Here is a 22052-nt window from a genome sequence, read left to right as displayed (position 1 = left end):
ATGAGTATTCAATCTGAAAGGAATTATACTAATGAATTAATCTTAAATTATCTTGATTTGTGGCCTGAATTCCAGTATAAAAGTTTAGAGGATAGTAGATCATTAAGATATTATGTTTTATTAATGAATCTTATTGATAACCAATTAGACGCTGGAATACGTTGGTTAGACAGTGATGATGCTAGAGATTATTTTTTCGCTGAAGCGGAATATCAACGAGAGGTATTTCAATCATTAGAAAATGAATGGGATGAAATTCTTGAAAGCAAATATCCTAGTGTTGAAGCATTGCTTTCAGAGGTTTACCGTAGAGGTAAAGCACAGGGATATTCTGATATGCAAGAACATATCAAGTACACTGAAGCAGATAAACAAGCTTTACGTTTTATTACAGAATATAATGTGGGTTTAATACAGCGAATTGATAATGATGTTAGAACCCAAATCAAATATAAATTAGTTAAAGGAGCGATTGCGGGTGAACACCCCTATAGTTTAGCCCCTCAAATATTAAGTATAGCGGAAGAACAATTAGCAGACTCTATTTTCACACCTCGACACAGAGCAACAATGATTGCTCGTACAGAAATAAGTCGCACACAAAACACAGGTATTCTTCAATCTTATGTGAATGAAGGTTATACTGAAGTGAAAATATTAACTGCTGAAGATGATAATGTTTGTGCTACCTGTTTATACTATGCTTATCATTTTGATAGGGGTGCGGAGTTAACTTATGCTAATCGTAATGGTGAAAAAGTTCATAATATTAAGAAATTACTTGATGGTGGAAATTTTCCACCTTTCCATCCGTTATGCAGATGTACTTATTTGTCAGTATGGGAAAGTAAAAATAGCAGTGGTGAGAAACTTGATGTTGTAAATTTAACTATTGATCATAGTAAATATATTGAGGAACTTTTAAATAATGGGTTCCATAAATATACACCTAAAGGCAGGCCACATGGAGTCTATATTAAAAGAATCACAGGAGACTCTCAGGAATTTAGAGAATCATTATTAAAATCTAAATCCACTAATAGTAATCGTGATAAATGGCGTGTAGATGTTCATGATGCAACAGATTATGATGATTGCGAATTATTCATAACAGACCACGGCAGCACTATTGCAATTAAGCCTAATGGGGACATAATCTCAGTGTGTGCTAGCCAACATCCTAAGGATAGTGGTGAAGCATTATTAAGATATGCAGTTGCTAAAGGTGGAACCAAATTAGATAGTTATGATGGAAATTATAAATTTTATCGTAAGTGTGGTTTTGAACCTGTAAGTTACTGTGAATTCGATGAAGAATTCGCTCCTGATGAATGGGTAAAAGGAGTAAATAAGCCTGAGCACATTATATTTTTCAAGTATACTGGTAATCAAAGTGAATATGAAACTAAACATGATTTTTATGATGTTGTTGAGGTTAGTGAAGGAGAGAGTGATTTGTCTGCTTATGATGTTGCAGAGAAAGTAAGGGATGATAGTTTATGAATATTTTGGGGGTTATTTTATGAAAAAGATTGATGAGTCCAAATATCCTATGACTGAAGAGGAGTTTATTAAACGAGTTAAAGAATTATACCTGGAGCACAGTACCTGGCCAATGGATATTAAATTAGATTACATCAATAGTAAAATGGGGCTTGAAGATATGAAACATGAATATGTAAATGAATGTTATGATTATGATAGGTATGTTAATGATTATCCAGAGTATCCTAATCTTGCTTTTACTGATGAGGGAATCTTAGGAACTGCTGTAAGTACTTTAGATCTTATAACCGAATAACAATTATTTTTATTTTCATTTGGGATGATGCTCAATGGGGTCACTGAGCTTAAATGTGGCCTTTTTCAATGTACACGTCTGCATCTTCGTCATCATCATCGTAGATGTGAACTTTCAGAATCACGATTTATCACCTCCTATTTTTATTCTTTTTCAATATGTTTTTATTTTATTTATAGTCATTTCGCTATTTTAAATTCCACCTTGGCGCATTATTGTGGATTTTAAACTGTTTCCATTATTTTTTTTAATTTTTTTCCTGTAATGTGGGATTAATTATTATTAGTTATTTTATGTTTGAGATGGTTTGATTCCATCATCCCACTCTATTTTTTAATAAAAAAATATTTTTTTTTGTAGTTGAGGAAATTTATGACAACCGAAACAATAAATGAATTGAAACAATTCCAACTATACGTTCCATTCACTACTAAATCTCAAGAAGATTCAACTCAGTATACTGAGAATAGTAATGGAACATTAACAATAGACGGAGTTGCTTCAACATCGAATAAAGACCTTCAAGGAGATATTATACTTCCATCAGCTATACGTTCCATGAAAAAGCAGTTGCTAACAACTACTAAAAACTTACATGGAGATCATTGGTATGGTTTGGAGGGAATATATGGTGCAATTAAAGAAGTGTTAGAATCAGATGATACTTCTTTAAAGATTAAAGCAGATATTTTAAAATCAAAATCCCCACAAATCAAAGAAATGCTTGATGTTGGAGTTAATCTAGGATTATCTATTGGAGGGAAAATAACTGAGTACACCATCCTTGAAGATCAAGGGTGGGAGATTAAGGATTTACTCCTTATGGAAATATCATTAACAGGCATGCCTGCAAACTGGGATACTTACGGTACAATACAAGAATCTGTTGATAAAAATATTGTTAAAGCTAAGTGTCTTGCTGGTGCTTGTCATGTTATACGTAAAAATAGTGGTGATACAATGACCCAAAAGAAAAAAATAAGAACTTTCAAAAAGAAGAAACTGACGGTTTCACTAAAGATGATGCAGTTGATTTATTCAATGAATTAATGGCAAGTAAACAAGATGAAATTGTTCGTGAAATTGCTAGTGAAACTGTAAAACAAGTCAGTAAAGAAATTCCAAGTTTAGTTAAATCAGAATTTGAAAAATTAAAAGACACTTCCTCAAAACCTACTGAAGAAGAAGATGATGAGAGCGAGGAAGAAACTGAGGATAAAGAAAAAACCTTAACAGAGTTAATTAATAAAACTGTGAAATCTGCTGTTGAAGAGAATATAAGTAATCTCTTCAAAGATTTAGAAAAACATCGTGAACCTAAATTCAAAGTGGATACTGTTAAAGAAAAAGATTTAGATAATGAATCCAATAATGATGATGATGATGTTGATGCTAAAGGCATGACTAGTCAAGAGATTGCTGAGAAAATGTTTCAAAACCAATCTCAAGATAATATGATTAGATCTTTATTAGGATAAAAAAAACTAATTTTAAATATAATTTTTTTTTAGGTGATTTATTTTATGTCAACAATAAAAGATTTAGAAGCAAAAATTGCTTCCACAAATGAAAATATTGCAACTTTGCAAAAAGCGTATGATGATTTGAAAAAAGATGCAAGAATGATGGTAACTGGTGACGCACCAGTATCTACTCAAATTCAATATAGTCCAGATTTAAAATCTAAAGTGTTTGAAAAAGCACCTTTCTTCAGATTCTTGGAATCTAAAGGAAGAGTAGATGATAGTTTCAGTTCTGTTTATGCAGGATTTTATAAAGAAGTTGATGGAAGTCTTGCTTCATGGTTAGATGAAAATGAGGACATTCCTGCTGCAAATGCTTCTGAGTATAAAGAAGCAATGAGTAAAATGAAAACTTTAATCCACCCAATTGATGTATCATTAATGGCTCAAATGGGGAATAATGCTATTGATATTCTTGCAAAAGAAATTGATAAAGGATTTATTAAAGTAACTAATGAATTAGATAGAACTCTCTTGCAAGGTACTGGTACTTCTGCTGCTAAAAACTTTGAAGGTTTCACTAAACAAGTAACTAGTAATGTTGAAACCATGAATGCAAATGAAGCAATTAGTGAAGATGTCATTGATAATATGTTAACTAAGATTATAGATGGCAATGGAGGAACTGTTGATTGTATTGTAACTACTAATGGCGTTGCAAAGCAATTGAAAAAACTTGTTGCACCATACAGAAGATATAATGATAAAATAGACATTGGTCTTGGTCATAGAGTTGTTGCTTATGAAGCTCCGAATGGTGCGGAAATTCCAATCCTTATTGATTCTAATTTGGATCAAGTGTCTGGTAAAGATTTAATGTTGTTTGCTGATTCTTCAACTATTGAAGTAAAACGTTTATTGCCTCCAACATTAATGACTAATTTACCTACTAATAAATTAGGTACTAAAAATGCTGTTGTATCTTTTGCAACTGCTAATGTTACTGCTGAGTTCTGCAATGGTATTATTAAAGGTATTGATACTTCTTTAGAAGTTAAATCTCTGTTTAATGTTAATGTCACTACTTCAGCTGGCGGATAAAATATTTTAAATTTTTTTTTAGGGGAGTGTGTAACTCAAAAATGCCTAATCAAGAAACAACTCCTGGAGATACTTCAGGAAATAACTTAGAAGAAATTTTAAAAAAACGTTTAGAATTAGAGTTAGGGTTACCTTTAACTCCACAACCTGGAAAACAAGTGGAACAATTTTTTGATGATAATATTATTCTTATTAATAATTTTCCAATTCAATCTATTAAAATTTTAAAAATAGATGATGTGATTCTCAATGAGGAAGATTATATTTTAGATGAATCAGAAGGTTGTATTTACTTAAAAGAAAATCATAACGGTTTATTATACTTAGAGTATGTTTATGGTTTACAGGAATCTGAGTATAAAACTTTACTTGATTTGATGATTGAGTATGAGAATGATACTAGTTGGAATAAAAATGCTTCTAGTGTTAAAGAGAACAATGTAACTGTTTCTTATGATACTAGTGTGGGTAAAGGTGCTCGTATTCAAAATATGATTCAAGATTTACGTAATAAGTATAGTTGTTATGTGGAGATGATTTAAATATGAATCCTCCATTTTTCCCAAATGAAACTATGAACATATACACTTTAAAAGACAATAGTGATGATTACGATTACTATGGTAGTAAAAATGAATATGTTCTAAAGGAAACAATACCTGTGGACATTCAACCACTATCTCCAACTTCATCTCTTCGTGAATTTGGTAAAATACTTCAAGACACATACAAAGTCATATTCAATATCGAAGTAGAAATCAAAGACACAGACCAACTAAGAATAAATGATACCAATTATGAAATAATTGGGTCAATCAGCACATGGAACCATGTTCTACCTCACAAAGAAATGCTAATTAAAAAACAAAGAAAAAAGGCATTATAAAAATGGTTGCTACTCTAAGTGTGAAAGTTGCATTCAGTGACGATTACCATAAAAAATTAGGATTTAAAAATAAAAAATATTTTTACAAAGTAATAGACCCGGCAGTAGATCATACTCTACATGATGCGGAAAATATTATTAAAAGAGAAGCTCCAAGACCTGGACACTCAATGTCAAAATCAATTCCCCCTTATAAACCTACTGGTAACCTTCAAAGAAGCTTTCATAAAAATAAAATTTCAAACGGCAGAGGGGATTTAAGGAGTAATGCAAGAAGTAATGGAGTATTATACTGGCCATTTGTACAATATGGTACAAGTAAAATGCCCGCTAATCCTTTTGTAACTAGAACTGCAAGAAAAGTTTCACCTAACCTTCAAAAATATGTGCTTGAAGAATTAAAAAGAGCAAATATCATAGAATAAAAAAAATAATGCATTTTTTAGAAAAAGAATTCATTGATTTACTACGAAACCATCTATATATCAGTAATGATAAAATTTACGCAGGAAACAGACTTCGAGTAGAAGACATAACTCCCTGTGTAAATCTACTTTTAGCAGATGAAACATTCATCAGAAGAAAATATGTTGAAATCAATAACCAACAATACATTCAACAATATTACAATGCTGAATTATGGATTAATATTTGGTGCAATACTGAAGAAGAAAGACAACAATTAATTTCAGAAATTACTTTAAGAATTAACCAAGCATTAGCTAATCATTACACTACATGTCACAATTTCATTCGTAACCAAACGCTTTGTAGTAAAACAAATGAAACATGTGAAGCGTTAACATCACAAAATACAAGGGCAAATAAAAATCAATGTCCAGATTTAACGAAATACCAATCTTTTTTCAACTATTGTCACATACCCAAAAGAACATTTCATATTAATAGTATCACTGATTTAGATGAATTAGAATTATCTGAAACATTATTACGCTCTATTCTTAAACTCAATATGAATTATTATACTTATTATAAGATTGGTGGAAGAGTATTCACTGATTTCACAGTAGAGGAATAAAAATTATGACTGCTAAAAAAAATAAAACTGAAAAGAAAAAAGACGATTCTGCAAAGAAAGCACCTGGAGAAAAACTAATTCTTTGTGAACTCGTTGAAGCATATCCTGTTGAAAAAAATATCATATTAGGTGCTTTAGCAAAAGCAGGATTATTAGACCAATACACTCATGAACTCATTGTTCATGAAAAAGAAGAAATTAAACCATCAATAACTGTTGATGAGTTAACTAAAATCTTAAATGACTTTTTATAAAAAAAAGGAGAATTACAATTTATGATTACTGAAAATCCAAAAATCAAACTGTATGAAGCTGATTCAAGTGCTCTTAATAGAGGTGTTGGTGGACAAATACCAATATTTATTAGTCCAACTATGAATAACTCTCCAGTTCCAGATATAATTACTTATACTAATTATACTGATGCAGCTAAATTAACATCTGCAGGAGGAATTGGAACTGATGAATCAAATATTTTATTACCAATACTTAAAGACTTTTTTGAGGAATCATTAAAAGTTAATAATGATGATATTGGGGTTCCAAATGTTCATGTAAAAGATTTAGGAACATCTGTTCCTGGAACTGCAACTCCATGGATTAATGCAATTGAAGAAGTTAAAATTAAAGATGATGTTCAAGTTGAAGCATACATTTTCCAAAAACCATCTGGTGCTAATGCTGAAGCAGTAACTGCATTAACTAATAGTATTATTGGGATTATGACTAGTGTTGCAGAATCACTTAAAACAGAAGCTGGAAAAGGAAAACTTCGCATTGCATACTTCACTATTCTCGGATTCACTGAAGAAGAATTAAAAGAATTAACTAAAACAGCAAATACTAGTAAAATTCAAGAAAGTAGAGTGTACTTAATGGCACCAGAAAGCTTTGGTAAAAGATTGGCAAGGATTTGTACTGCTCCTTACTATGATGAACCAGGTTACTATGCTTATCGTAGCGTAAAACCAGGAACTTTCACTGAAAGAACTGATGCTGCAGAAGAAAGTTTAAGAGAAGCAGGAATTGTATTTGATCATGATGAAAAAACCAATTCTGCAATTTATCCAAAAATTAACTTATGTGTTGCAACAAGTTATGCAAAAGGAGATAATAGGCCATTAGACAGTTTACTTCATGTTAGAAGAAATGTTGATCAATTAGTACGTGAAGCAGTTGATATTGTTTATGCTCAATTGAAAAGAAGAGAAACTGCAGGATACCTCTCAGATACTCAAGCAGATTTAGATTTATTAGTCCATGAGAAAGTGGATGCAGGATACATGAAAAAAGACACTAGTATTTCTGTTGTTGAGGATGAAAATGCTCCAGAAAAATTAACTTTAATCACACATGCATATCCTGTAAATATCACTGGATTAATTGAAATGACAACTTACATACATTAAATGGAGGATGATTAGATATGCCAATTGATATTGACCCTGAAAATAGAGAGTATGATATGGCTGAATTCAGATTCAAAGACCAAGTTGTACACTCAAACAGCCTTGAAGTAGGTAATACTAAAGATGGTGGAGATGAAAAAACTGTAACTAACAGTGATGTTCCAGTAAGATATGGTAGATCTCTTAAAAAAAGAACTTGGAGTGCATCAGACATCTTACCCGAATATTATGATTTATTCATGGATTACTATGAATCTGGAGAATTAATTCCAATTAAAGTTTTCAACTTTGGTCCTGATGGAGAATTTTCTCATAAAGGTACTTTAACTCATGCTAGTGTTGATGAGGTAACATTGAACTCCGATGATGATGGAACTGGTTTTGATGCTAGTGGCAAAGCATTAAATTTCATCAGATCATAAAAAAAAGAGAGAAAAATTCTTTTTAATTAACTATTAATATTTTTTTAACTCTTTTTTTTATATTATTTTTTTTATAATTATTTTATTTTTTTTTGAAGAGGTTTTACCAATGGATTATGATATTGATACAAAAGCAAGAGATGATTTTTTATTAAAAACAAGATTTCCCGAAGAATGCAAAAGACTACCCTTTGAATATCTTGAACCTAATGAAAAAATAATCGCAGAAAAATGCATAAACAACGAAAAATTAACTGAAAAAGAACTACATGAATTAAAACAATTATTGGCAGATTACAGGCCATATATGAAGAAATATGATAGTGTTCAAGTAGAACAAAATCTTGAAGAAAATGTAAGAATAATCAAATCTTCAAGAGAATTATTAAGCTTATTAAATAACCCCGATCGTTATAGATTTGACATGCATTATAAAATTAACGGAGAATTGGTAAGATTCCAGTTCAGGATAAAACCTTTGTCAGATAATGAATATATTGATTTGTTAAATGTTCAAACTAGAATCTTCCGTGATTTAAATAATAATGAAAAACTTGTGTACAGTAAAGCATCTAATCAAATGCAATTATCTTCTAAAGAAGAAAAAATGCTCAAAAACATTGAAGATAAAATTATTGAAAAAATAGGAGATGTAGATAATAATAATGATATGATTACTAATTTTTTAATAGATCATGTTGAACTTGTTGATGATGAATCATTAACAAGAATAGAACAAGAATCTTTATGGACTAGTTTCGATATTGGAACTCGTACATTAATTTTCAATAAATGTAAAGAAATTTTAAAAGTTGATGAGGATTTAGAAGTTGATTTATTTCCAGTTATTGGATAGTTTCATTGGTGAAGTTTATTTTCGTGTTAGTAAACATTTAAGTATCCCTATTTCAGAAGTTGTACGAGGTTTTTATGCTCATGATTGGGATGTCATATTACTTATGAGAAGATATGGTGAAGAAATAAAAGCTGAAGCAAAAAATGCTAAAAAAATCAAACAAGATAAACCTTCAAAACAGAAACGTAGGCGTAGAATGAGGGGATAGGAGAGTATGAATACTACTGAACAAATTTTATTAACATTAGGTGCAAGAAATGAAGCTTCTGGTGTTTTTGGTCAGGTGGATAGAGATGCTAAAAATATGGCATCCAGTATTTCATCTGCATTCGCTAGTGTTAATAGTGGAATGATGAATCTTGGTGCAGTTACTGATAACATAATGCAGGGACTAACTGGGAAATCTGCATTAGATAATATTCTTGGAACTAGTAGTAAAGCAGAAACTAATAAAGTTCTCCTGAATAATATGACTGAAACTAAGAAAGGTGCTGAAGATTTATATAATACTGTTGATAAAGTAACAGATTCATCTTTAACTAGTATGCAGGAATTAATACCTGCAATGAAAGCATTTAAATCAGCTACTGGTGCATCAGATAAAGAGATGAATAATATTACTGATGACATGGCAAACTTTGGTGCTGCAGTATTGGCTCAAACTGGTTCAACAGACTTAGCACAACAATCCATGATGGATCTCAGTAAAGGTATTAAAGGTGCTTTTGCAGCGTTAGACCAATATGGTATTACAGAAGAGTCTCTTCGAAGAACTGGTTATTGGAATGGTGATGAAAAAGATGTTGAAGGTTTCATGAAAGCAGTTAGTAAAGTCACAGGTTCCACAAAAGAGTTAATGGAAACAAATCAAGGATTAGATGCACTTATTGGAAAATCTTTTAGTAGAGCAGGTAAAAAAATAGGAAATGAATTTTTACCTGTCCTTAAAGATATAAAAAAAGGTTTTATAGATCTAGATGATTCTGTTGGTGGAGGGCTTGCAGCTTCTATTCTAATGGTTTCTGCAGGAGTGGAAACTGCAAATAATGCTTTTTGGAATATCTCAACAACAATAAATGGTGTTAAAGACTTAGGAAATGCATTCAAATTTGTCATCAACAACATTAAAGGAGTTGAAAAAGCAGCTGAAGGTGCAAGTGATGCATTAAACACTATAAGCAATGTTTCCGATATTGGTGCAATGGGATCAGAAGTTTCCAAAGGTAAAAAATTTGTTGAAGTAAGTCCTGAAATTGCTGAAGCAGCTGCTTTTGCAAGTAGTGGTTTTGGATATAATGCTGGAAGTACACTTGAAGAAATAGAAAAATATGCTGGAACTGCAAAAACTACTGAAAAAGATGCCTTAAAATTATTAAACGATGGGATTGAGTCACAAAAAACTGTATTAAATAAGGCTAATGAATTTAATGACGTAGTTGATGATGTTGGGGATTTAGGTAAAACTATTTCTGGTGCTGATGAAATTGCTGATGTAACTACTGGTCTTGCGGGTGCTGGAGCTGCAGTAGGTGCTGCGGGTCCTGAAGCGGCTGCTGCAAGTGTGGCTATTGAAGAAACAGCAGTTGCAACTACTACTTTATCTGGTGCTTTTACATCTATGATTGTTCCTTTGCTTGCAATAAGTGCAGTTATTGCTATTATGATTCCAATTGCAACAGGATTAGTTATTGAGGCTTTGTTTTTCTTAAACATTATTCAGCAAGTTTTCGCTGCAATGAATTTTGGTGATGTTGATTTAAAAGATAATATTGATGGGATTAAACAATTATCTGAAGGTATTGCATGGATTGGTGTTGCAATGGGTGCAATGACTTTCACAGGAATCATGACTGGTTTAGCAGTTATCACTGGAGGTTTTCTTGGAATCACTGGACCATTAAAAATTGCAGTTGATACATTAACTAAAGCAGCAGAGTTATTAAAACAATTTGGTACTGTGGGTATAGATCCAAATATTCCGGATAATTTGAAAAATATTAGTGAAAGTTTAATGAGTGTATCTTCTGCAATGGGAGCTTTAACTTGGACTAATATTACTACAGGATTTAGTAATTTTATTGCAGGAGCTCTTGATTTTGGTAGTGTTAGTGAAGGTTTGGAACAGGCAAAAACTGATATTATAAATGCATCTACTAAATTAAATGAATTTTCAGGCATGACTCCATTAGATAAAGGTGTTGCACAAAATATTCAAAATGTTTGTGACTCTTTGGCAAGTGTTGGTGATGCAATAAGTGCATTACGTAGTATCAGAGATGGTCAAAACTGGGATGATTTAATTGGAGGATTCATTGGAGGAATCTTCGGTGAAGGTGTAGATATTCAAACTGCTTTATTAAATGTTAAAGATGATATAGTAAGAGCTAGTCAATCATTAGCACAGTTTTCAGGAATAAGTGATATTCCAGATGGTGTTGCAGATAAAATTAAAAAAGTTTCAGATACTCTTACAAGTGTTAATGATGCTTTCAACACTCTACGAGGAATGAGAGATAATAGTTCTTGGGATGAATGGATGAACGGTTTGTTTGGTGGTGTTGATATTGCAACTTCATTAGATCAAATTAAAAAAGATTTAATGACCGCTTCCCAGAAACTCGCAGAATTATCTGCAATGAGTGAAATAACTGATGACACAACAACTAAAATTGCAAATGTAGGAACTGCATTAACAAAAGTCTCAGAAGTATGTTCCACTTTAACTAATCTCCCTCCAATGGAAAGTTTTGATCCAACCCAAATAAGTACTGCAGTAAATAATGTTCAAACTGCAGCTAATGAATTAACTAAATTAAATGAAACTACTTTTAGTAGTGACAGTGTTAATAGTGTTTTAAATAATGTTCAAACTGCATTAAACAATTTAAAAACTACTCTTAGTAGTGCAAGTGGTTTTTCAGAAGTATCGTTAAGCATTGGTTCTCAAATAGTATCGGGTGTTCAAACTGGTCTAGCACCATTAAGTCCTGGAGTACAAGGCAAAGTTGCTAATGCTATCAATTCTGCAAAACCCACCGCAAATACTTATGGTAAAGGTTTAGGATATAATTCTACTCAAGGATTTAAATCTACTTTAAAATTATCAGAGGTAATGAGAACTGAAATGACTTATGTGAAAACCGCTGTGGATAATGGTATTGGTGCTGCTAAAATTGCTGCTCAAAATGGTGCGGCTGAAGTTGTTGAAGCATTTAAAAATGGAATTGATGCACATTCTCCAGGACTCATTGCCCGTACAATGAAAGGCGAAATGAATTATACTCGAGAAGCAATTTTAAATGCATATTCCTCTTTAAAAGAATCTGCTTATAATGCGGGTTCTTTAATTGTTGATTCATTTGGGAATCCATCACTTGATGTTGGAAATAATGGGCAATTAACTGCTGAATATATTAATGCTTTAAAAACAACAAGTAGCAAATCACCAGATAATACTAGTAATAAATCTGTAACAATTATTGTTCAAGAAGGTGCAGTTGCTGTTGATGCAAGAAATAAAACAGAACGTGAAGCTCGTGGAATATTAACTATTGCTTTAGAATCATTAGAGAATATTACCAATGTCGATGTTGAGGGTGAGGGATATTATGGGAATGTATGATGATATGGTAAAAGGAGTATCTGAAAGCATTACAATAATGGGCATTCCTTTTTATGCAGAAAACATTCGCCCAAAAGAACCTTATAATAGACGTGAAAGAGAATTCACACCAATTCTTGGAGGTACAGAAATAGTCACTCAAGGAAAATATATTCATAGAGAATGGACTTTTAATACAACAATTTTTTTCCCAACAGACAAACCAGATGCATATGATAACCAATTTAGAGAAATGCTTAGTAAACCCGTTGAAGTTATCTCAAGATATATGGGTGGAAAATTCAATGCTTTAATATCATTATCTCCTGAATTTCCAGAATACTCTATTAATCACATGGAATTAGAGATTACAGTAACAGAAATACCTGATAAAAAATCACGCATTCCTGGAGAATCATTCATCATACCTAAAACTAAAAAAGTATCTACTAATTCTAAAGTCACTACAACTAAAAAAACTACTAATTCTAAAAAATCTTCTAAATCAAAATCAAAAAGAAATCAAGTTGCAAAGAAGAAAAAAAGGAGTTAAAAATAAATGATTGCTCAAGATAGTTTAGCAAGGTCAGGATTGGAGATATACAAAACAAAAGATTCAAATGTTGAAAAAGTATCTGATGAGGAAGATAAAGAAGGATTAGTTTTACAAAATGGCACAATAATTGAAATAGATTATTTCAATGAAATGTTTAGTAACAGTTTTGACTATGACTACGAAGACATTAGTAGTAATGGATCTGTTAAATTACCTAGTGTTGATGATACAATTTTTTATAAAGGTAAGAAAATACTACTTAAAAAAGAGTGGAATCCTCAGAAATGGGAGGATTTAAAAAATTGTTTATTGGGTTTTATCACAGAACAAAAATATTCAGAAGATGGAGTGGAAATTAAAATATCAGGAATGAGTAAATTATTAGACCAGAAAAAAGAATTTAGTTTCACTAAAACAAAAAGAAGCAAAATTCTAAAAAATATTATAGAATCTGCAGGATTAAAAGCAAATATTAATACTAAAGGTTTGAAAGATGAAAAAATTAATTATAGAAATGTCTCGTCATCTGGAACAAGTTTTAGTGGTAGTGAACAAGTTAACTCCCTTGTTCAAAGAGCTGTTGGAAATGAAACTGATGATTATAAAAAAATGGAATTAATCAATAAAGAAGTAAATAATGTCTTAACTTATAGTAATTATCCTTGCTCGAAGTGCAGCACTCCTGAGGAAGTATTATCGAAAAAAAAGGTTAATTGTGCAGATACTTCTTTATTAGAATGCGCATGCATGAAAGCAGCTAACCTTAATGCAACTGTTGTGCATGGTTGTAATCATTTCTGGACTGTTGTTACAATAAATGGAAAAGAATATGCATGTGATGCAACTAATAGTCGAGGTATTGGATATGTTTGGAATTGCAAAACAAGAAATTCTGAAAAAGTATCCGGTGGAGGACCATATCATAAGAAAAATGGAGATAAACCAGACTGTTAAAGAGGTGAGGTTTTTTTGGCAGATATTTTATTAGGTTGTGATTATCACAGTAAAAGTTATGATCAACAATCTCAAAAAGTTGTTAAAAATATTCTTGAAAAAGCAGGGCATAAAGTTGAAGTGTTAAATGTTGGACCAAACCACACTCAAACAGCAATGGGTAAAAAGAAAAATAAAGGTAAAATTGCAATCTACATGGTAAATGGTGCTGATTTACAAACTTATAAAGACTTTGCTCAAGGAATTAAACAAGGATATTATCATGTGAAATATGCTTATTTTGGATTACAAGGTTATATTAATAGCAAAACATGTAGTTGTAATGGTGCTAAAACTGCAAAACTTAAAAAAGCTCATGATGATGCAAGTTCAGATAGTTACACAAAAAACCTTTGGGGTATGACTACATCAGAAGTATGTGAAAAATACAAAGCACAAATAGCATACGCATGTGGAGCTACTCGTGAAGAATTAGGAAATAACCTAGTTAAAATCATTGGAGGAAATAATACTTCAAATTCATCTTCAAAAAATTCATCTTCAACCATTAAAGAAGCATTAAAAGACGTGCTTTATGGATGGGATGGAGATGCAGAATGTTTCATAAAAGGAGATACAGTTCACATAAGAAAAATCAAATCCCCTTCAACAGCAAAATTAAGCATTATTGAAGGGGATAACATTCATGCAGATAGTGTGAATGTTAATGATATTAATCCATCTACTGTTAATCATTTAACAAGTGATTTTAAAAATACAAGTTTAACCATTAAGGATGATTATTTAATTAAAAGATTTGGGAAAATCTCTTCAAGTATAGCAATAGATGATTCAATTAAAAAGATAGATGATGCAAAAGATTTTTTACTGCGTGAATGGGCTAAAATCAAAAGAGATAATGGACATTCACTTGAATGTAAAGTTCAGGGGAGCAGTAAATGGCAACCTGGATGGTGTTATGTTTATTTACCTTCTTTTAACATTCAAGATTACATGTACATTTCAAAGATTTCACAAGATGATCAAGATGGGGATTGGAACTGTAAATTAACATTAGTTGATTATCCACCAGGGTTTGGTGAACCAATAAATAAAGAAAATGATGAAACAAATAATGGAGAATGATTGAAGCATGAAAACTTCAGAAAATATTACAGTTACAGATGCTCGTTTAAGAAACGCATTAAAAAATGAATTTAATTATAGCATCTCACCAGAGATTAATACTAAAATTTCAAAAGTGACACAAGACTTGAAAATGCAGATAGGAGTAATGACTAAATTTTACCCGTATCTTGATAAAGCCGAAATTCGATTAAAAAATAATAAATTAATTTTATGTAAAATTCTACACCGTTACACAGGTAACCTTATTGATTTTTTCACTCCTGATGGAGAAGATGATTTCTGTGATAAACTTAAAGAGCCTTGCATTATTCCTCGTAGTGAATTAGAATGTCTTATTTTAGATATTAATAATAATACTAAAGAGCAAATATTAGTTGGTTTCATAAATTCTGAAGAATTAATTGGTTTAAATCCAGCAAAAAAAGGTAATTTAAAATTAATGGACATTGAAGGAACAAATCAATATTGGATTAAATTTGGAGGGGATGGTTTAGATTTCAGATTACCCTCAGATTCAACAATTAATGTTGGTGAATTGGATTCTGATATGAATCTTATAGAATATACTAGAAAATCTGATTTTGATGCTAAAATAAATGAACTTGAAACTAAAGTAAATAATATTGATTTAGGGAATATTGAATTATTGGATTATGTTAAAAAAAGTGATGTAGGATTAAATATTGATTTAATGAATAATGGTTATTTAAAATTAGATTTAAATATAGGAGAGTAGAAAATGGTTCAAATAATAAAAGATATTGTAACATGGTTAAAACAATGGTTCTACACAGAATCAGAAGTAGACGTGTTTATTAATGGTTTACAAAGTCAAATAAATAATAAAGCAGATGCAAGTGTTGTTAATAATATAACTAATAATGTTGAGAGCAAAACAGTTACTGTTGAAGAACAAAGTATTGCTGAAAATGGATTTTTAAAAACATATGTTGTGAAACAAGGAGGAATGCAAGTAGGAAGTAAAATAAATATTCCTAAAGATTTCCTAGTTAAATCAGCAACAGTTAAATCAGCAACTTTACCAAATGTACCTGTAGATGGGTTAAGTATTGGTGATAAATATATTGATTTTATCATTAACTCAAAAGATAATTCAAGCAATGATGAACATATATATTAAATTAAGTGACATTATGGATTATTCACATTTTAATAATATATATGCTCCAAGAGATCATGTTAGTTCTGGAGCTACATATGGTATAGGTACTACTGATAAGTATGGTCATGTTAGAATAATTAATGGATTAACTCAAGCAGCACATCAAAGTGGATTAGCTTTATCAGCTTATCAGGGAAAAGTTTTGAAAGATTTAATCACTGAAGTTGATGAAGAATTATCTAATCTTCAACAATTGAATGCGAATAGTATTCAATATTCCCCAAATCCGAATGATTGGGGAGAAGCAACTCAAGTTGCAACAAATATAGCTAATGCTTTAACATATTTAATGCAGAACAGTAATTTAAAATCTTATAAAAATCAAACATTAGGGGTTAATATCACTTTAGTTGATAAAGGCAAAACTAATGAAGGTTGTATAATATTCAATACAATCAACTGAGGGAGTGTATGATATGACTCAAATAATTAAAGATTTGGTTACTTGGTTACGACAATGGTTTTACACAAAAGAAGAAATTGATTCAATAGTAGAGGGAAACATTGTAGTTACAGATACTGGTTGGCTTTTACTCACATTAAATAGCAGTGATGTACAACAATATTCTGTTGATGCTAAGCCTAGGATACGATTAAAAGATGGTGTGGTGTGGATTTCAGGTGCAGTTAAAAAACAGACCAGTATCTCTAATCAAACCAGTTACAAAGTGGCAACATTACCCGAGGAGTATCGACCAACATATACACATAATTTTGTGCAACAGGGCACAGGTGTGAACCGATTCAACCTCAACATCAAAACAAATGGTGAAATCATAGTTGAAAGATACTCTGATAATGACACTACAGCACAAACCATACCTAATGAACATTGGTTGAATTTAAACTGTTCTTACCACATTTAAACCTTTTATAAAAAAATATACGGATTATAATTGAGGTGAAAACACGAATGTCATTACCAATAAACAAATCTGATGATTTCTTATTCTACAAAACATTAAATGAAGATGTTAAATTAAAATCAAATAAACATAGTAAATATGATATCCAAATGAGTAATGGAGATTATGTTAATGTTACTGGACAAGAATCATTAAAAAATGCAATAATAATTGCAATAATGACTCGATACAATGAATTAAATGATATTCCAATATATGATAATTTTGGTTGCCGTGTACATGAACTCATAAAAGTAAGGCAAACAGGCATGACAAGGTATAAAATGGAATTGTTCATTACAGATGTCCTAGAAAACATGCGTAGAATCAAAGAAATAAATAATATTGAAATTAATGATGAGTCTCATTCATATTTTGTGAAATATAGTGTTACAAGTATTGATGATGAACTTATCAACGATGGAGTGACTTTATGAATTATGCTGAAAAACAATATGAAGAAATTTTTGAAGCAATGCTTGATGACTCACTGAAAAAAGGATTAATAAGTCATGCAGAAGAATTTCCAGCACTTATTAAAAACAATGAAGACATCAGTAATTATTATGTCATGGATAAAAGTGTTATTGCATTAATGTTTAGTAAAGTTTACAAAGATCTCACCAAAGTTTATGAGTCTGCAAAAGTAGAATATGCTGAAGGATCAGACCTTGATAGTTTAGGTGAAATTTTAGGTATTTCAAGACCTCGAGCAACAAGTGCTGAAGTAATATGTGTTTTCACTTTAAATGAACCTGCTGAAAATAATATTAGTATTCCAGAAGGAGTAACAGTTAGTACAGATTCTGGAGTGGAGTATATTACTCTTGAAGAAATATTCATCAGTGCCGAAGAGATACAGACTAGTGTTGCTACACGAGCAATTGTTCCTGGAGTATCAAGTAAAATAGTTGAACATCAAATTACAAAGATTGTTGATGATTTAGAGTATTCGTTAATTGTAGATAATCCAGTTTCAAGTAATGGTGGAGAAGAAGAATACAATGATGATGAATACAGATATTTGTTAATTAACTGGACAAGAATTCACTTGAAAGGTTCTATTGAAGCTTATGAGAATTATTTTGCTTCTTTTAATGGTATTGATTCTTATAAAATAATTCCTAATTGGGATGGTGCCGGAACAATAAAATGTGTTTTGGATCCTGGAACGGATTATCAATTAAATAAAGCATACAAGGAATTACAAGAAAATATTACTCAGGCTACGGAAGACATTTTCATGTCGTCTCCTACACCTAAGCCAATTGATATTTATGCTAAAGTCAATGTTGATATAGATCAAGTTAATCCTTACTCTTTAATGGAAAAAGAAGATATTAAATCAAAAATTATTAATTGTATTAAAGTTTTTATTGATGGGGGTTATAGGGTTGATAGTTCATGGTATCCTGGGCTTGTTTTAGGGGAGGATTTTATTCCTCATAAACTTGCTGTTTTTTTAGATGATGAAGTATTTGAATTGAAGAATATTACTTTCATTTATCCTGAAGAGTATATTAGTATTCTTGAGGATGAAATTGGGATTATTAATAGTATTACTATCGAGATGATTTGATATGGTTAGGGATAGTTTAAAAAGTTTACTAGATATGTTTCCATGGTTTTTGGATAAAGATATAAGTTCAAATTTTTATAAAAGTCAAAATGTTTCTAATAATCAATTCAAGAAGATTTATAATGATCTCAATAATATATATCATAGTTTCAATTTAAATAAAAAATGTTTGATTTGGCGAGTACAAAATGAACCTTACAAATATACTGTTAATTTTATTGCAAATTATCCTCATTTAAAAAATGTGACTTTATATAAAAACAATGAAGTCATATATACTGAATCATATCTTTCTGAGAATAATATTTCTTCTTTTAATTATTCATATGTTCACAACACATCAAATGATATTGAAATTGAAACTAGTAATGATTCTGATGAGGAAAATCCAGAAAATATTAATGAACCAGATATTATACCCCAAGATAACTTCAAAATAATTATTGAAACATTTGATGAATACACTATCATGAAAGGATACCCTGAAAATGACACTATTCAAAATAATGTGTATGATCATGATATTAGTCTTGATGAAATAGGAGCATTATACAATCTTCCACGTAAAGATTATCAACCAGTAACTGAGGAGGAATATTTTTTAACTGAACCTCCATTCAATGATAAATTAACAGAAGATGATTATCATTACATGAAAAGAATAATTAATTATATAATTTTAACCCATACTGTACCTTTGCCTGTTGCTGAAATATATAAAATATATGGGTTAACTACTGTAATGGAAAATAGGAGTAGGTATTTATTGAAAGTGTTTGATATTTTCCAACACCCACATTATTATGATGATTCTGTTGATGAAAATGAGGATTACTTTTGTGATGGAGATAGATTATTCGTAAATGAATGGATTCCTCGTGAATGGGAGCATAAAGATAAGTTTTATGATTATCAATTAGAACATGGAGCATATTTTTTCACAAGAATCAATACTAAGTTACCATCCCCTAATCAAAAGATAAGATTATCTTTTCGTTTTTTGAATAATCTTGCAGAAGAATTAATCGGAGATTATCTTGTTGATATACAATTAAATGATACTAATATTATCTCTAATTTTAGGGGGAATAATTACCCACCAGAAGGTTCTGAAGAAAATTATCCATATATTCATGAATTATTAAATCCTTCCAAAGATAATGTTTTAAAAGTAACTGGTAAAAACATAGATGGTGAAATTATAGGAGTTACACACATTACCATTCGTGTTAAAGGATGTGGTACTGGATATTATTATGTTAACCCTATCATGGGGGATGATAATAATGATGGAACCATGAACTTCCCATTTTTAACATTAAATAAAGCATTATCAAAGGTTACATCAAATAAAAATATTGTTGTATTAACAACTGGTGAACATACTATCGATTCTACAATTAATTTAAATAAGAATGTTACTCTAATGGGATGTTCAAATACAGAACATGGAGTAATTATAAATTCACCATCAAATCAATTTTTCAAACTTTCTTCTGGTGTTGAATTTAATCTCCAAAATATCGTATTAAACAATAATGAAAACACTCAGCATATTACATCTAATACTTACACTAACAATAATTTTAATCATCCAATGTACATTGAAACAGAAAACAATCAAAAAATACTATTTAACCCTTTATTCGATGGTTCAGAGAACATGATAATACAAGGAGACAATTCAAATGCTTATAGTGTATATAATAATGTTGGAGTGTTGAAAGGCGCATGTTTTAGTGAGGGATGGGACAATACGGGTTTATGGGAATTATCCGTTGATGTTGCATATTTAACTGGGTTAAGATATGTTGGTTTAATTTTATTAACTAGTCCAGATAATCCGTTTAATGGTTGGGGGATATTTGGATGGGAAGGAAGTGTAACTTCAAATCCACGTTTAGATAATAATGGAACTCCAAATTATACTAAAACTCCAGATTCTAATCTTAATGATTTAACAGGAAGTATTTGGAGTAATCCTACTGTGGACTGGTACACATTGCATATGAAAAAAACAAGCAGTACTACCTTGGAAGTATGGAAGAACAATAACATAGAAGATAAAGTTGTTTATGAATGGCTTGAATTATCTGACAAACCAATTGTCACTATGGGAGCCAGTACAAACATGGCAAACCTTGCTTCACAGGAATTATTTGGTTCTATTTATTTGAAGAATTTAATTGTAACCAAAATATAAAACATGGAGAGAGTATTATATGAAGTTATTTAATGAAAACTGTAAAATATTCCGTGATGAAAACGAAATGAATCCATCTAATTTTGATATTTATGTAAATCCTAATGATGTACCTGCAAATATCAGATTAGAAAAATCTTCACAATTACAAAGAAGATTGCAAAAATTAATGCCTGCTTCTAAAAAAATTCATTTTCATTACATCAGAGAACCAAAAAAATTACCTGCAGGTAATAATATCGTATTGTCTACGAAATTACGAATTAACAATAGGGCTGTGAATCTCATATGAACATTATAGGTACATATAAACTAACAAGCAACGGAAGAGTATTATGTGAAAATCATAATATTATTACCTTACTTGGTGAATCATTTTTCCTACATCGTGCGATAGATGATGAATTCAATCCAATACAGTATATTGTATTAGGTGATTCATCTATTAGTGCTAATAAGAATGATTTAACTCTAGGTAATGAAACTGTAAGGAAAATCTGCACAAAAGAAGTAAATCTAGATACTAAACAAATTATTTTAAAATGTAATTGTTCAATTGGAGAAATTGAAAATACGTGTGAGATTGGTGTTGCAAATAATAATATTCTAATAAGTCATGATGTTTATGAACTCCCAGAAGACATGTTAGACTCAAGTATGGAGAGTGTAGATATTAGTTATATTTTCCAGTTAACTACTTTAACTGATAGGAGGGATTGGAAACCAGCCACTAGTTTTGATGAAGAAACTGTGAAATATAATATTTATTATCTTTATGAAGAGAATAATGTGACTGGTGTTTTTGAGAAGGATACCAAATCAGGGTATCATTATGTCAATAGTGCAGAATCATTAAAAGAAAATACTGGTGCATACTATTATGATGTAGTTACTGGAACATTGTATATTCGTACAATTAATAAAAACAATCCTAAAAATAAGGAAATTCTTATTCAAACACAATAA

27 protein-coding genes are annotated in these 22052 nt (G+C 30.6%); all 27 read left to right on the top strand.

The window, feature by feature from the left end; all coding sequences use genetic code 11:
• The 27 genes from Q9969_RS05655 to Q9969_RS05525 all read left to right on the top strand — a co-directional run bounded on the left by Q9969_RS05655 (window position 1) and on the right by Q9969_RS05525 (window position 22052).
• Window positions 1-1503 carry a hypothetical protein gene (locus Q9969_RS05655; protein ID WP_305555327.1) on the top strand — a complete coding sequence of 501 codons (1503 nt, stop codon included), beginning with the start codon at window positions 1-3 and terminating at the stop codon, window positions 1501-1503.
• A 19-nt stretch (window positions 1504-1522) separates the two neighbouring features.
• On the top strand, window positions 1523-1801 hold the full coding sequence (locus Q9969_RS05650; protein ID WP_305555324.1) for a hypothetical protein: 279 nt from the start codon (window positions 1523-1525) through the stop codon (window positions 1799-1801).
• A 372-nt stretch (window positions 1802-2173) separates the two neighbouring features.
• On the top strand, window positions 2174-2851 hold the full coding sequence (locus tag Q9969_RS05645) for a hypothetical protein (protein ID WP_305555321.1): 678 nt from the start codon (window positions 2174-2176) through the stop codon (window positions 2849-2851).
• Window positions 2851-3279: a hypothetical protein gene (locus tag Q9969_RS05640; protein WP_305555318.1), complete on the top strand. Its 429-nt coding sequence runs from the start codon at window positions 2851-2853 to the stop codon at window positions 3277-3279. Before Q9969_RS05645 ends, Q9969_RS05640 begins: the two co-directional genes overlap by 1 nt.
• A 45-nt stretch (window positions 3280-3324) precedes the next feature.
• Window positions 3325-4365 carry a phage major capsid protein gene (locus Q9969_RS05635; RefSeq protein WP_305555315.1) on the top strand — a complete coding sequence of 347 codons (1041 nt, stop codon included), beginning with the start codon at window positions 3325-3327 and terminating at the stop codon, window positions 4363-4365.
• 41 nt (window positions 4366-4406) lie between these two features.
• Complete coding sequence (locus Q9969_RS05630) at window positions 4407-4907, top strand: hypothetical protein (protein ID WP_305555312.1); 501 nt, start codon at window positions 4407-4409, stop codon at window positions 4905-4907.
• A 2-nt stretch (window positions 4908-4909) separates the two neighbouring features.
• On the top strand, window positions 4910-5251 hold the full coding sequence (locus Q9969_RS05625) for a hypothetical protein (protein WP_305555309.1): 342 nt from the start codon (window positions 4910-4912) through the stop codon (window positions 5249-5251).
• Between the two features lie 2 nt (window positions 5252-5253).
• Complete coding sequence (locus Q9969_RS05620; protein WP_305555306.1) at window positions 5254-5676, top strand: HK97-gp10 family putative phage morphogenesis protein; 423 nt, start codon at window positions 5254-5256, stop codon at window positions 5674-5676.
• An 8-nt stretch (window positions 5677-5684) separates the two neighbouring features.
• On the top strand, window positions 5685-6290 hold the full coding sequence (locus Q9969_RS05615) for a hypothetical protein (RefSeq protein WP_305555303.1): 606 nt from the start codon (window positions 5685-5687) through the stop codon (window positions 6288-6290).
• A gap of 5 nt (window positions 6291-6295) precedes the next feature.
• Window positions 6296-6544 carry a hypothetical protein gene (locus Q9969_RS05610; RefSeq protein ID WP_305555301.1) on the top strand — a complete coding sequence of 83 codons (249 nt, stop codon included), beginning with the start codon at window positions 6296-6298 and terminating at the stop codon, window positions 6542-6544.
• A gap of 21 nt (window positions 6545-6565) precedes the next feature.
• Window positions 6566-7699 carry a hypothetical protein gene (locus Q9969_RS05605; protein WP_305555298.1) on the top strand — a complete coding sequence of 378 codons (1134 nt, stop codon included), beginning with the start codon at window positions 6566-6568 and terminating at the stop codon, window positions 7697-7699.
• 17 nt (window positions 7700-7716) lie between these two features.
• Window positions 7717-8121 (top strand): hypothetical protein, encoded by a 405-nt coding sequence (locus tag Q9969_RS05600; RefSeq protein WP_305555295.1) that lies wholly within the window; start codon window positions 7717-7719, stop codon window positions 8119-8121.
• 109 nt (window positions 8122-8230) lie between these two features.
• On the top strand, window positions 8231-8977 hold the full coding sequence (locus Q9969_RS05595) for a hypothetical protein (RefSeq protein ID WP_305555292.1): 747 nt from the start codon (window positions 8231-8233) through the stop codon (window positions 8975-8977).
• Window positions 8952-9185 (top strand): hypothetical protein, encoded by a 234-nt coding sequence (locus Q9969_RS05590; protein WP_305555289.1) that lies wholly within the window; start codon window positions 8952-8954, stop codon window positions 9183-9185. The genes Q9969_RS05595 and Q9969_RS05590 overlap by 26 nt, the downstream gene beginning before the upstream one ends.
• A 6-nt stretch (window positions 9186-9191) precedes the next feature.
• A complete protein-coding gene (locus tag Q9969_RS05585) occupies window positions 9192-12599 on the top strand; it encodes a hypothetical protein (RefSeq protein ID WP_305555286.1) in 3408 nt (1135 codons plus the stop codon).
• A complete protein-coding gene (locus Q9969_RS05580) occupies window positions 12586-13131 on the top strand; it encodes a hypothetical protein (RefSeq protein ID WP_305555283.1) in 546 nt (181 codons plus the stop codon). The genes Q9969_RS05585 and Q9969_RS05580 overlap by 14 nt, the downstream gene beginning before the upstream one ends.
• Window positions 13132-13137: 6 nt before the next feature.
• Window positions 13138-14088, top strand: a complete 951-nt coding sequence (locus Q9969_RS05575; RefSeq protein ID WP_305555280.1) for a transglutaminase domain-containing protein — start codon at window positions 13138-13140, stop codon at window positions 14086-14088.
• Between the two features lie 15 nt (window positions 14089-14103).
• The gene (locus tag Q9969_RS05570; RefSeq protein WP_305555277.1) at window positions 14104-15213 is read left to right on the top strand and encodes a hypothetical protein; all 1110 of its coding nucleotides are present in this window, start codon (window positions 14104-14106) and stop codon (window positions 15211-15213) included.
• A 7-nt stretch (window positions 15214-15220) separates the two neighbouring features.
• Window positions 15221-15952: a hypothetical protein gene (locus Q9969_RS05565; RefSeq protein WP_305555274.1), complete on the top strand. Its 732-nt coding sequence runs from the start codon at window positions 15221-15223 to the stop codon at window positions 15950-15952.
• A gap of 3 nt (window positions 15953-15955) precedes the next feature.
• The gene (locus tag Q9969_RS05560) at window positions 15956-16357 is read left to right on the top strand and encodes a hypothetical protein (RefSeq protein ID WP_305555271.1); all 402 of its coding nucleotides are present in this window, start codon (window positions 15956-15958) and stop codon (window positions 16355-16357) included.
• Between the two features lie 13 nt (window positions 16358-16370).
• Window positions 16371-16802: a hypothetical protein gene (locus Q9969_RS05555; RefSeq protein WP_305555268.1), complete on the top strand. Its 432-nt coding sequence runs from the start codon at window positions 16371-16373 to the stop codon at window positions 16800-16802.
• A gap of 34 nt (window positions 16803-16836) precedes the next feature.
• Window positions 16837-17265, top strand: coding sequence for a hypothetical protein (locus Q9969_RS05550; RefSeq protein WP_305555265.1), 429 nt, complete (start codon window positions 16837-16839; stop codon window positions 17263-17265).
• A gap of 47 nt (window positions 17266-17312) precedes the next feature.
• The gene (locus tag Q9969_RS05545; RefSeq protein ID WP_305555262.1) at window positions 17313-17741 is read left to right on the top strand and encodes a DUF2634 domain-containing protein; all 429 of its coding nucleotides are present in this window, start codon (window positions 17313-17315) and stop codon (window positions 17739-17741) included.
• Window positions 17738-18883, top strand: coding sequence for a baseplate J/gp47 family protein (locus Q9969_RS05540; RefSeq protein WP_305555259.1), 1146 nt, complete (start codon window positions 17738-17740; stop codon window positions 18881-18883). Before Q9969_RS05545 ends, Q9969_RS05540 begins: the two co-directional genes overlap by 4 nt.
• A 169-nt stretch (window positions 18884-19052) precedes the next feature.
• Window positions 19053-21086, top strand: coding sequence for a hypothetical protein (locus tag Q9969_RS05535; protein WP_305555256.1), 2034 nt, complete (start codon window positions 19053-19055; stop codon window positions 21084-21086).
• Between the two features lie 19 nt (window positions 21087-21105).
• Window positions 21106-21378, top strand: a complete 273-nt coding sequence (locus Q9969_RS05530; RefSeq protein ID WP_305555253.1) for a hypothetical protein — start codon at window positions 21106-21108, stop codon at window positions 21376-21378.
• Window positions 21375-22052 carry a hypothetical protein gene (locus tag Q9969_RS05525; RefSeq protein ID WP_305555250.1) on the top strand — a complete coding sequence of 226 codons (678 nt, stop codon included), beginning with the start codon at window positions 21375-21377 and terminating at the stop codon, window positions 22050-22052. Before Q9969_RS05530 ends, Q9969_RS05525 begins: the two co-directional genes overlap by 4 nt.

Origin of the sequence: Methanobrevibacter sp. V74 (assembly GCF_963082495.1) — an archaeon.
In the GTDB taxonomy this organism is placed as follows: domain Archaea; phylum Methanobacteriota; class Methanobacteria; order Methanobacteriales; family Methanobacteriaceae; genus Methanocatella.
This window is presented reverse-complemented; position numbering and strand designations above follow the sequence as displayed.

Excerpts from the sequence above, each read along its gene's own strand:
- Q9969_RS05530 (WP_305555253.1), top strand. The coding sequence starts at position 21,106 with ATGAAGTTATTTAATGAAAACTGTAAAATATTCCGTGATGAAAACGAA.
- Q9969_RS05575 (WP_305555280.1), top strand. The coding sequence starts at position 13,138 with ATGATTGCTCAAGATAGTTTAGCAAGGTCAGGATTGGAGATATACAAA.
- Q9969_RS05525 (WP_305555250.1), top strand. The coding sequence starts at position 21,375 with ATGAACATTATAGGTACATATAAACTAACAAGCAACGGAAGAGTATTA.
- Q9969_RS05585 (WP_305555286.1), top strand. The coding sequence starts at position 9,192 with ATGAATACTACTGAACAAATTTTATTAACATTAGGTGCAAGAAATGAA.
- Q9969_RS05600 (WP_305555295.1), top strand. The coding sequence starts at position 7,717 with ATGCCAATTGATATTGACCCTGAAAATAGAGAGTATGATATGGCTGAA.
- Q9969_RS05560 (WP_305555271.1), top strand. The coding sequence starts at position 15,956 with ATGGTTCAAATAATAAAAGATATTGTAACATGGTTAAAACAATGGTTC.
- Q9969_RS05540 (WP_305555259.1), top strand. The coding sequence starts at position 17,738 with ATGAATTATGCTGAAAAACAATATGAAGAAATTTTTGAAGCAATGCTT.
- Q9969_RS05565 (WP_305555274.1), top strand. The coding sequence starts at position 15,221 with ATGAAAACTTCAGAAAATATTACAGTTACAGATGCTCGTTTAAGAAAC.
- Q9969_RS05605 (WP_305555298.1), top strand. The coding sequence starts at position 6,566 with ATGATTACTGAAAATCCAAAAATCAAACTGTATGAAGCTGATTCAAGT.
- Q9969_RS05555 (WP_305555268.1), top strand. The coding sequence starts at position 16,371 with ATGGATTATTCACATTTTAATAATATATATGCTCCAAGAGATCATGTT.
- Q9969_RS05580 (WP_305555283.1), top strand. The coding sequence starts at position 12,586 with ATGGGAATGTATGATGATATGGTAAAAGGAGTATCTGAAAGCATTACA.
- Q9969_RS05630 (WP_305555312.1), top strand. The coding sequence starts at position 4,407 with ATGCCTAATCAAGAAACAACTCCTGGAGATACTTCAGGAAATAACTTA.
- Q9969_RS05650 (WP_305555324.1), top strand. The coding sequence starts at position 1,523 with ATGAAAAAGATTGATGAGTCCAAATATCCTATGACTGAAGAGGAGTTT.
- Q9969_RS05615 (WP_305555303.1), top strand. The coding sequence starts at position 5,685 with ATGCATTTTTTAGAAAAAGAATTCATTGATTTACTACGAAACCATCTA.
- Q9969_RS05640 (WP_305555318.1), top strand. The coding sequence starts at position 2,851 with ATGGCAAGTAAACAAGATGAAATTGTTCGTGAAATTGCTAGTGAAACT.
- Q9969_RS05545 (WP_305555262.1), top strand. The coding sequence starts at position 17,313 with ATGTCATTACCAATAAACAAATCTGATGATTTCTTATTCTACAAAACA.
- Q9969_RS05625 (WP_305555309.1), top strand. The coding sequence starts at position 4,910 with ATGAATCCTCCATTTTTCCCAAATGAAACTATGAACATATACACTTTA.
- Q9969_RS05595 (WP_305555292.1), top strand. The coding sequence starts at position 8,231 with ATGGATTATGATATTGATACAAAAGCAAGAGATGATTTTTTATTAAAA.
- Q9969_RS05655 (WP_305555327.1), top strand. The coding sequence starts at position 1 with ATGAGTATTCAATCTGAAAGGAATTATACTAATGAATTAATCTTAAAT.
- Q9969_RS05635 (WP_305555315.1), top strand. The coding sequence starts at position 3,325 with ATGTCAACAATAAAAGATTTAGAAGCAAAAATTGCTTCCACAAATGAA.
- Q9969_RS05610 (WP_305555301.1), top strand. The coding sequence starts at position 6,296 with ATGACTGCTAAAAAAAATAAAACTGAAAAGAAAAAAGACGATTCTGCA.
- Q9969_RS05645 (WP_305555321.1), top strand. The coding sequence starts at position 2,174 with ATGACAACCGAAACAATAAATGAATTGAAACAATTCCAACTATACGTT.
- Q9969_RS05620 (WP_305555306.1), top strand. The coding sequence starts at position 5,254 with ATGGTTGCTACTCTAAGTGTGAAAGTTGCATTCAGTGACGATTACCAT.